This window comes from Neisseria sp. HMSC073G10 (assembly GCF_001812605.1).
GTDB lineage: Bacteria > Pseudomonadota > Gammaproteobacteria > Burkholderiales > Neisseriaceae > Neisseria > Neisseria subflava_A.
Map to the genome: position 1 here is coordinate 127,372 of NZ_KV809503.1, position 10,155 is coordinate 137,526.

The 10,155-nt window shown below is 49.2% G+C and carries 7 protein-coding genes; 4 read left to right on the forward strand and 3 right to left on the reverse strand.

Annotated features, from left to right (window positions below; all coding sequences use genetic code 11):
* Nucleotides 1-228: 228 nt before the first annotated feature.
* Nucleotides 229-1,617, forward strand: coding sequence for a class II fumarate hydratase (gene fumC / locus HMPREF2865_RS03100; protein ID WP_070645538.1), 1,389 nt, complete (start codon nt 229-231; stop codon nt 1,615-1,617).
* Between the two features lie 50 nt (nt 1,618-1,667).
* Here fumC and HMPREF2865_RS03105 read toward each other — a convergent pair whose 3' ends face one another.
* Both HMPREF2865_RS03105 and argH read right to left on the reverse strand, forming a co-directional pair.
* On the reverse strand, nt 1,668-2,192 hold the full coding sequence (locus HMPREF2865_RS03105; RefSeq protein WP_070645540.1) for a hypothetical protein: 525 nt from the start codon (nt 2,190-2,192) through the stop codon (nt 1,668-1,670).
* 167 nt (nt 2,193-2,359) lie between these two features.
* Entirely contained in the window at nt 2,360-3,739 is a 1,380-nt protein-coding gene (gene argH, locus HMPREF2865_RS03110) for an argininosuccinate lyase (RefSeq protein WP_070645543.1), read from the reverse strand.
* Between the two features lie 92 nt (nt 3,740-3,831).
* Between argH and HMPREF2865_RS03115 the strand changes: the two genes are divergently transcribed.
* Complete coding sequence (locus tag HMPREF2865_RS03115; RefSeq protein ID WP_070645545.1) at nt 3,832-4,869, forward strand: sensor histidine kinase; 1,038 nt, start codon at nt 3,832-3,834, stop codon at nt 4,867-4,869.
* A 199-nt stretch (nt 4,870-5,068) separates the two neighbouring features.
* Nucleotides 5,069-7,654 carry a bifunctional aconitate hydratase 2/2-methylisocitrate dehydratase gene (gene acnB, locus HMPREF2865_RS03120; RefSeq protein WP_070645547.1) on the forward strand — a complete coding sequence of 862 codons (2,586 nt, stop codon included), beginning with the start codon at nt 5,069-5,071 and terminating at the stop codon, nt 7,652-7,654.
* A 183-nt stretch (nt 7,655-7,837) separates the two neighbouring features.
* Here the strand turns inward: acnB and HMPREF2865_RS03125 are convergent, their stop codons facing one another.
* The gene (locus HMPREF2865_RS03125; protein WP_141752510.1) at nt 7,838-9,232 is read right to left on the reverse strand and encodes a DEAD/DEAH box helicase; all 1,395 of its coding nucleotides are present in this window, start codon (nt 9,230-9,232) and stop codon (nt 7,838-7,840) included.
* Nucleotides 9,233-9,662: 430 nt separating this feature from the next.
* On the opposite strand from HMPREF2865_RS03125, the gene HMPREF2865_RS03130 reads away from it, so the two are divergent.
* Complete coding sequence (locus HMPREF2865_RS03130) at nt 9,663-9,983, forward strand: hypothetical protein (RefSeq protein WP_070645552.1); 321 nt, start codon at nt 9,663-9,665, stop codon at nt 9,981-9,983.
* The last annotated feature ends 172 nt before the right edge of the window (nt 9,984-10,155 follow it).

Consider the following 10,155-nt stretch of genomic DNA (forward strand, 5'->3'; position numbering starts at 1 on the left):
GTCGGTAAGGAAAGCTTTAGCCTTGAATACAAGCCGATGCGGGCTAAAAACTTTTAGAAGAGGGGAGTGTTAGCGAGGTTTGTATTTGGGTTTTATTTTGCGTTTGTGTTTTCCGTTTATAAAGCAGATAGGCCGTCTGAAAAAATATCTCTCTTTTCAGACGGCCTATTGCTGGTTATAATAATTTTACGAATCATTATTATTTATATTTAAATATAGGAGAAACGCATGAGTACCCGTACCGAACACGACACCATGGGCAATGTCGAAGTCCCATCCGAAGCCTATTGGGGCGCGCAGACCCAGCGCAGCCGCAACAATTTCAAAATCGGCGGCGAAACCCTGCCGCAGCCGTTGATTTACGCTTTGGCGCTGGTAAAAAAAGCCGCCGCCGCCACCAATGTTTCCCTCGGCAGAATTAAGCCCGAACAGGCAGATTTGATTACGCAGGCGGCGGATGATGTGTTGAACGGCAAGCTTGACGGGCAGTTCCCATTGGTAGTGTGGCAGACCGGCTCCGGCACGCAGTCCAATATGAACATGAACGAAGTGTTGGCAAACCGCGCCAATGAAATTGCCGGTACGGGCTTGGCGGCGTATCAGCCCGTCCATCCCAACGACCATGTGAACCACGCGCAATCGACCAACGACGCGTTCCCGACCGCCATCCACGTTGCTGCCGCGATTGAAATCAACCGCCACCTCATCCCTGCCGTCCAAGCCTTGCGTGATACATTGGATAAAAAAGCCAAAGAATTCTCCCCCATCGTCAAAATCGGCCGCACCCACTTGCAGGACGCGACGCCGCTGACTTTGGGACAAGAGTTTTCCGGCTACGTTTCCCAGCTCGATCACGGTTTAGGCCGTCTGAACGATGTGCTTAAAGACTTGTATGAACTCGCTTTGGGCGGTACGGCGGTCGGCACGGGTTTGAACAGCCATCCCGAATATGCCGAAAAAGCCGCCGCCAAACTCGCCGAATTGTCCGGCCTGCCGTTTGTCAGCGCACCGAACAAATTTGAAGCCTTGGGCGGACGCGATGCCGCTGTTGCCGCTTCGGGGGCATTGAAAACGTTGGCGGCAAGCCTGAACAAAATCGCCAACGACATCCGCTGGTTGGCAAGCGGTCCGCGCTGCGGTTTGGGCGAAATCAAAATCCCCGAAAACGAGCCGGGTTCGTCCATTATGCCGGGCAAAGTCAACCCGACCCAATGCGAAGCAATGACCATGGTGTGCTGCCAAGTGTTCGGCAACGACGTCACCATCGGCATGGCAGGCGCATCGGGCAACTTTGAGCTGAACGTCTATATGCCCGTTATCGCCTACAACCTCTTGCAATCCATCCGTCTGTTGGGCGATGCGTGCAACAGCTTCAACGAACACTGCGCCGTCGGCATCGAACCCGTACCGGAAAAAATCGACTATTTCCTGCACCATTCCCTGATGTTGGTTACTGCGTTAAACCGTAAAATCGGCTATGAAAACGCCGCCAAGGTCGCCAAAACCGCCTATAAAAACGACAAATCGTTGCGCGAAACCGCCATCGAATTGGGCTTGCTGACAGGCGAAGAGTTTGATGAATTGGTCGTTCCTGCCGATATGGTTCATCCGCGTTAAGCTTTAATAATGAAACATGCCGTCTGAAAATGTTTTCAGACGGCATGTTTTTATGCTGCGGTTGTTTTTTCCTCGAATAGGGTAAAAATCATTGGCGTCAGATTGACGACCATTAGAAACATTATTGAGCTCAAAAATGTACGCCAGGCATAATGCCACGCTTCCGTTCTGTCTGCTTGGGGGAGGAGCGATGCAGTATAGCGGTTGTGTAGGGTTTTTGCGGTGTCATTGTTTTCCAAATAGTCCAACGAAAGTACCAATAATTTGCCCGTGTCTTTGTGTTGCAAGAATTTGGCATGTTCAACCCAGATTCCTGGCTTGGCGTGTTCGCATAAAGATTCAATGCCGACGCAAGAGGCTAAGCTGTTTTGGTTGTTTTGCAAAATCGACAGCTCGTTTTTTTCAGCCTGCATGGCTGCGGGGGAGGTTTGATGAAGGTATACGCTCATGCCGTTGCTCTCTATTGCTTGAAAATCATGGAGCTGGCTGAATCCGCCATTTTCCCAGGCAACGAATACGGCATAGCATCCGCAGCATAAGCAGATCATGATCAATTTTAAGACAATGTTTTTCATCCTTGCTCCTTTAGTATGAAGATGGCGGCAAAGTCAGGAGGCGTGTTTTCTCGTTTGAAGGTAAGTTTAGGTTTATCTGTTTTTATTGTGCGGTTGAGTGTAACACAGGTAATCAAAAGGCCGTCTGAAAATTTTCAGACGGCCTTTTATTATGTGTTTAGATGGGTTTAAGCCAATAATTCACGCCAGCGTTTCACTTGGAAACGGACTTGTTCAGGCGCAGTGCCGCCCAAGTGGTTACGCGCGTTTAAGCTGCCTTCGGGTGTCAGCACGCTGTACACGTCGTCGGTAATCAAACCGCTGAAACCTTGCAAGACTTCAAGCGGCAATTCGCTCAAATCAACGCCAGCTTCATCGGCATGGCGCACGGCTTGGGCAACAACTTCGTGGCTGTCGCGGAAAGGCATGCCTTTTTTCACCAAGTAATCCGCCAAGTCGGTAGCCGTTGCAAAACCCTGCATTACGGCGGCGCGCATATTGTCGGGTTTGACGGTCACGCCGCGCATCATGTCGGCGTAAATGCGCAGGGTGTCGATAAGCGTGTCGGCAGTGTCAAACAAAGGCTCTTTGTCTTCCTGATTGTCTTTGTTATATGCCAAAGGTTGCGATTTCATCAGGGTAACCAGGCCGATCAGGTGGCCAATCACGCGACCGGATTTACCGCGCACGAGTTCGGGTACGTCGGGATTTTTCTTTTGCGGCATGATGGACGAGCCGGTGCAGAAACGGTCGGCAATGTCGATAAAGCCGAAACGCGGGCTCATCCACAAAATCAATTCTTCGGAAAGGCGGCTCAGGTGAACCATAATCAGAGACGCGGCAGCCGTGAACTCAATGGCAAAATCGCGGTCAGATACGGCATCGAGCGAGTTTTGGCAGATTTGTTCAAAGCCCAACAGCTCGGCAGTAATTTCGCGTTGAATCGGGTAGGTGGTACCGGCCAGTGCTGCTGCGCCGAGCGGCATACGATTGACGCGTTTGCGGCAGTCGGCCATGCGCTCGAAATCGCGGCCGAGCATTTCAACGTAGGCGAGCATGTGATGCCCGAAGCTGACCGGCTGGGCAACTTGCAGGTGGGTAAAGCCGGGCATGACGGTTTCGGCATTTTGTTCCGCCAAATCAATCAAGGCCGTCTGAAGGTTTTGAATCAGGCTTTGAATAACGGTAATTTGATCGCGCAGCCACAGGCGGATGTCGGTAGCGACTTGGTCGTTGCGGCTGCGGCCGGTGTGCAGGCGTTTGCCGGCATCGCCGATTTTGTCGGTGAGGCGGCGTTCGATGTTCATGTGGACATCTTCCAAATCCAGCGACCAGGAAATCGTTCCTTCTTTGATTTCTGCTATAATCTCGGCCATGCCCTGACGGATGGCGGAGAGGTCGTCTTCGCTCAAAACGCCCGACTGTGTCAGCATTTGCGCGTGTGCCAGCGAGCCTTGGATGTCCCATTCTGCCAGTCGTTTGTCAAAATCAATCGAGCCGGTATATTTTTTGACCAGCTCGGAAACAGGTTCGTTAAAACGGCCTGACCAGGTTTTGTCCTTGCTCATATCAGCATCCTTAAAATATAAATAAAAAACAGGGTCTACGTCTTCAATATAGCAGACCCGTCTATACATTATGAAAGAAAACGGTTGAAATCATGTCTATTATACGTCAAATAAACCAGAATTTCGCAGTGCCGGATTTGCGCAATTCCGCAACTTTGGTGCGCCTGCTCATTGTTTTGTTAATCAGTTTGTTTATCTTTCCGTTGATGACGGTATCGGGTGTGCCTTATCCGGAACAGATTTTCCAACATTTTTCATGGGCTTGCCCCGTCATCCTTTTAATTTTACTCAAGGTCTATTTCTTACAGGCATTTGCGCCGTCCCTGCTTCGCTCGCAGTACAGCGTCGTGGTTTCCTACGTCTCCAACCTGCTGATTTTCTTGTTTGTCGATTTAGTGATTTTGAAGACAGAGCTTTGGCCGTTGATCCAACATTTCTTCTTGCTGACCTTTTTTTGTTTCAGTTTCATGTACATCGAAGCGGCCCGCCGCAACAGCCTCGCGCCTTCCATTTCCGAAGCCAGACTGAGCGCGTTAACGGCGCGTATCCGTCCACATTTCTTGTTTAACAGCCTTAATGCCGCCATCAGCTTAATCCGTCTGCGTCCGTATGATGCGGAAACTTTGCTGGAAAATCTGGCCAACCTGTTCCGCGCACAACTGCGCGATGGTAGTCAAAACAGCACCTTGGGGCAGGAAATCGAGTGGGCGCAGGAATATATTGCCATCGAGCAAATCCGAATGGGACATATGCGCGTACAGGTCATGTGGCAGCATCATGCGCCCGATGATGCCGAAACGCCACATCTGCTGTTGCAACCGCTTTTGGAAAATGCTGTATTCCATGGTGTCGAATCTATCCACCGTCCAGGGATAATTACGGTATTAACAAAATTGGAGAAATCATCTATTTTCATCAGTATCGAAAATCCGTGCGGAACGGAACCTAACGAAAATACCAAGCCGCATAAAGGCAATTCTATGGCTCTACGCAATCTGAAAGAGCGCCTGACTTTGATGTATGACACCGACGCGAAAATCAGAAGCATCCAATCAGACGGCCTGTTCCGCGTTGAAATCATATTGCCGTACCGTAAAAAATCAGCCGAAGTTTCCCGCCTGTTTGGCTAAAACGCTTAGAAGAGGGCGGCTTTGGATAGGTTGGACTATTAATACATTAAAAAAATAGTTTAAATTTATTACACTCAGTAACATAACTGTTCCCATTTTTTGAAAACTGGTCTATGATACTTAAAAGGATTGTTTACAATCCTTAATTGCAAATCATTTGCAATTGTCCAGAAGAAAAAACAGAAAAAGGAACAAAGAGATGTTAGAAGCCTATCGTAAAGCCGCCGCCGAGCGCGCCGCCCTTGGTATTCCCGCCCTTCCTCTAACTGCTCAGCAGACTGCTGATTTGGTTGAGCTACTGAAAAATCCACCTGCCGGTGAAGGTGAATTCTTGGTTGAGCTGTTGGCTCACCGCGTACCACCCGGTGTGGACGATGCCGCCAAAGTTAAAGCCTCATTTTTGGCTGCCGTTGCCGAAGGCAGCGCATCCAGTCCGCTGATTTCCCCTGAGTATGCTACTGAGCTGTTGGGTACCATGCTTGGCGGTTACAACATTCATGCACTCATCGAACTCTTGGACAACGACAAACTTGCGCCTATCGCTGCAAATGGTCTAAAACACACTCTGTTGATGTTTGACTCTTTCCACGATGTTCAAGAAAAAGCCGAAAAAGGCAATAAATACGCGCAAGAAGTATTGCAATCTTGGGCAGATGCCGAATGGTTCACTTCTCGTGCCAAAGTTCCAGAAAAAATCACTGTTACCGTATTCAAAGTTGACGGTGAAACCAATACAGACGACCTCTCTCCTGCACCTGACGCATGGAGCCGTCCTGATATTCCGCTGCACGCGCTGGCGATGTTGAAAAACCCGCGCGACGGCATCACGCCTGACAAACCAGGAGAAGTCGGTCCGATTAAATTGTTGGAAGAACTCAAAGCCAAAGGCCATCCGGTTGCTTACGTTGGCGACGTGGTCGGTACCGGTTCTTCACGCAAATCTGCTACCAACTCTGTCATTTGGCATACAGGCGAAGATATTCCGTTCGTACCGAACAAACGTTTCGGCGGCGTATGCCTGGGTGGCAAAATTGCCCCTATCTTCTTCAATACTCAAGAAGACTCCGGCGCATTGCCGATTGAAGTCGATGTGTCTGCTCTGAAAATGGGTGATGTCGTCGATATCCTGCCTTATGAAGGCAAAATTGTGAAAAACGGCGAAACTGTTGCCGAGTTCAGCCTGAAATCGCAAGTATTGCTGGACGAAGTACAAGCCGGTGGCCGTATCAACCTGATTATCGGTCGTGGCCTGACTGCCAAAGCGCGTGAAGCATTGAAACTGCCTGCTTCTGCCGAATTCCGTCTGCCTCAAGCGCCAGCTGAAAGCAAAGCCGGTTTTACCTTGGCTCAAAAAATGGTTGGCCGCGCCTGCGGTTTGCCGGAAGGCAAAGGCGTGCGTCCGGGTACTTACTGCGAACCACGCATGACTACTGTCGGCTCGCAAGATACTACCGGCCCGATGACTCGCGACGAATTGAAAGACTTGGCTTGCTTGGGCTTCTCAGCAGATATGGTGATGCAGTCTTTCTGTCACACCGCGGCTTATCCAAAACCTGTCGATGTGAGAACCCATAAAGAACTGCCTGCCTTCATCTCGACCCGTGGCGGTGTATCTCTGCGTCCGGGCGACGGCGTGATTCACTCATGGCTCAACCGTCTGCTGCTGCCTGATACAGTCGGTACAGGCGGCGATAGCCACACCCGTTTCCCTATCGGTATTTCTTTCCCTGCAGGTTCGGGCTTGGTTGCTTTCGCAGCAGCTACCGGCGTAATGCCGCTCGATATGCCTGAGTCCGTATTGGTACGCTTCAGCGGCAAACTGCAACCGGGTGTGACCCTGCGTGACTTGGTGAACGCCATTCCGCTGTACGCGATTAAACAAGGCTTGCTTACTGTTGCCAAAGCCGGTAAGAAAAACATCTTCTCCGGCCGCATCCTCGAAATCGAAGGCCTGCCTGATTTGAAAGTGGAACAAGCCTTTGAATTGACTGACGCGTCTGCCGAACGCTCCGCTGCTGGCTGTACTGTGAAGCTCAACAAAGAGCCGATTATCGAGTACATGAAATCCAATATTGTGTTGATGAAAAACATGATTGCTAACGGCTATCAAGATTCGCGCACTTTGGAACGCCGTATCAAAGCCATGGAAGCATGGTTGGCAAATCCTGAATTGCTCGAAGCGGATAAAGATGCCGAATACGCCGCCGTGATTGAAATCAACATGGACGACATTAAAGAGCCGATTATTGCTTGCCCGAACGACCCTGACGACGTGTGCTTCATGTCTGAACGCTCCGGCACCAAAATTGACGAAGTGTTCATCGGTTCTTGTATGACCAATATCGGTCACTTCCGTGCCGCCTCCAAACTCTTGGAAGGCAAGAGCGACATCCCGGTACGTCTGTGGATGGCGCCTCCAACCAAAATGGATGCGAAAGAGTTGTCTGACGAAGGTCACTACGGTGTACTCGGCCGTGCAGGCGCGCGTATGGAAATGCCGGGTTGCTCATTGTGTATGGGTAACCAAGCACAAGTACACGAAGGCGCAACTGTAATGTCCACTTCTACCCGTAACTTCCCGAACCGCTTGGGTAAAAACACCTTTGTTTACCTTGGCTCGGCTGAGTTGGCGGCAATCTGCTCCAAACTGGGTAAAATCCCGACTGTTGAAGAATACCAAGCCAATATCGGTATCATCAACGAGCAGGGCGACCAAATCTACCGCTACATGAACTTCAACGAAATCGACAGCTACAACGAAGTAGCCGAGAAAGTGAATGTTTAATATAGCAAGGTAAACCGATTTTCAGACGGCCTTAAATAATAAAGGCCGTCTGAAACGGAAAAATAAAGGGCGTGTTCATCACGTCCTTTTTATTTTTAGTTTAATAAAAGGCCGTCTGAAAGATAAGTTTCAGACGGCCTTTGCTTAGGATAAATAATCAGAAAACCGATTAATCAGCGTTGTTTACTTTACGCCAAAACCAGGTTGGAGCAGGGCGCAAGGCTGACGTTCGTGACGGCTGCGGCGTGTTCTGCCGGCAATTTTACCACAGACAATACCCGGATCGTTTTTCTCTTCTGCTTTTTTCGAGTTTTTGTCTGATTTACTCGCGTATTCGTTGCGTTTGTTTCTATCATCGCGGCGAGAGCGGCTGTCGTTGTGCTGAACCGGTTGCGCTTCGGCTTCATCTTGATTGTCGTTGCCCCACCAATGCGGCTCAAAGCCTTCGATGCGTTCCACATTCAAATCGCTGCCGGTCAGCTCTTTAATGGCTTCAAACATTTTCTGTTCGGTTTTATCCATCAAGGAAATAGCAACACCGTCGGCACCGGCCCGGCCTGTACGTCCGATGCGGTGGACGTAGTCTTCAGGTTGGGTTGGCAGCTCGTAGTTGATGACGAAAGGCAACTCGGCAATATCTAGGCCGCGTGCGGCAACGTCAGTGGCAACCAAAACGCGTAATGTACCTTCTTTAAAGGCGTTGAGGGTTTCCAGTCGGCTTTGTTGGGATTTGTCGCCGTGGATGGATTGCGCAGCGATATTGCGGCGGACGAGGTCGCGGGTAACTTGATCGACGCTTTGTTTGGTTTTGCAGAAAACAATAACTTGATTCATATGCAAATCAACAATCAGACGTTCGAGCAGGTTGCGTTTTTTAAGTGCATCAACAGCAATGATGTGTTGCTCGACATTGGCGTTGGTGGTATTTTGCGCAGCCACTTCAACCATTTCAGGCGTGTGCATAAAATCTTGCGCAAGCTTGCGGATAGGCGGTGAGAAAGTGGCGGAGAAAAGCAGGGTTTGTCGCTGTTTGGGCAACATCTGCATGATTTTGCGGATATCGTCTATGAAACCCATATCAAGCATACGGTCAGCTTCGTCGAGTACAACGATTTCAACTTTGTTTAAATTGATGTTTTTTTGTTTGACGTGGTCAAGCAGTCGGCCAACCGTAGCGACAACAATTTCGCAACCGGCGCGCAAGTCGGCAGTTTGTTTGTCCATATTGACGCCGCCGAAGAGGACGGTATGGCGCAAAGGAAGATTTTTAATATAGGCCTGCACGTTTTGATCGATTTGATCGGCCAGTTCGCGGGTCGGGGTCAATACCAACATGCGGACAGGGTGCATGGCAGGGGAGGTGCTGGATGTGGCGTAGCGTTTCAGGCGTTCGAGGCTGGGTAGCATAAAGGCGGCGGTTTTACCTGTGCCGGTTTGTGCTGCGGCTAAAAGGTCGTGTCCTGCCAAGGCTTTAGGAATCGCTGCGGCTTGAATAGGCGTCGGGTTTTCATAACCCTGATCAGTCAGGGCAGAGACTAATTCGCTGCCTAAACCGAGTGAAGAGAAAGGATTCATGATGGTGGCTTTCTGTTCAGACGGCCTTTTGAATAATGAGGCCGTCTGAAAAATCTGATTCTGAAATGGATAAACCGCAGTATGATTTTGATTCTGCGGTTTGAAAAAATGGGGAGCGGAACAATCCGTCAAGTAGTCCATTATGCCATAAAAAGAGGGACTCCCCAAATGATGGTTGCGATTAGGAACAGCCACGTTTTGATATTTTTACAGTGAAAAAAACAGAAAAAATGACTGGTTTGCAAGATTTTGAGTTTATTGAGGATTAAGCATTTGTCTTAACGTCAATAGAATTAATTTATCAAAAACTTACAGGCTGAAATGAAACTAAATTGTACTCACGTACTCAATATTGAGGTGCAGAGCTTGTTTTATAGCCTGTATCTCCCGTTTAACGGTAAACCATAAAATCAAAATTTAGGAATATACAATTATGAAAACTTTATTAATCGCTCTTGTAACCGGTAGCCTGATGTTGGCAGCTTGTTCTTCTTCCAAACCTGAAGAAGCGGCAGCGCCACGCATCACTGTTGAAGAAGCAATGACTCAATGCCATCAAGCATCTGGTGAAAATGCTGACCGCGCTGTGTTTGATGCTTGCATGAAAGGCAAAGGCTATCAACGTACGGCTGAATCAGCTGCCTCCGAGCCTGCTGCATCTGAGCCAGTAGCTGCTCCTGAAGCTGCGGCTTCTGAGCCTGCCGCCAAAGCTGCTCCTGCTAAAAAAGCAGCTGTTAAGAAAGCAAAAAAATAAACTTCATAAAATTCAAGGAAGTCACTCTCATCAATACTCCGGATGAAGGCAGACTTAGAGCAACTTGAAAACAAAGGCCGTCTGAATATGTTTCAGACGGCCTTTGTTTTTTCATGTATAAGACCATTATTCAAAGATAGAGACCTTTGCAAAATTCCCCAAAATCCCCTAA

What these genes read in the sequence shown, in the direction of transcription:
- fumC (WP_070645538.1), top strand. Translation starts at nt 229, where the DNA reads ATGAGTACCCGTACCGAACACGACACCATGGGCAATGTCGAAGTCCCA.
- HMPREF2865_RS03105 (WP_070645540.1), bottom strand. Translation starts at nt 2,192, where the DNA reads ATGAAAAACATTGTCTTAAAATTGATCATGATCTGCTTATGCTGCGGA.
- argH (WP_070645543.1), bottom strand. Translation starts at nt 3,739, where the DNA reads ATGAGCAAGGACAAAACCTGGTCAGGCCGTTTTAACGAACCTGTTTCC.
- HMPREF2865_RS03115 (WP_070645545.1), top strand. Translation starts at nt 3,832, where the DNA reads ATGTCTATTATACGTCAAATAAACCAGAATTTCGCAGTGCCGGATTTG.
- acnB (WP_070645547.1), top strand. Translation starts at nt 5,069, where the DNA reads ATGTTAGAAGCCTATCGTAAAGCCGCCGCCGAGCGCGCCGCCCTTGGT.
- HMPREF2865_RS03130 (WP_070645552.1), top strand. Translation starts at nt 9,663, where the DNA reads ATGAAAACTTTATTAATCGCTCTTGTAACCGGTAGCCTGATGTTGGCA.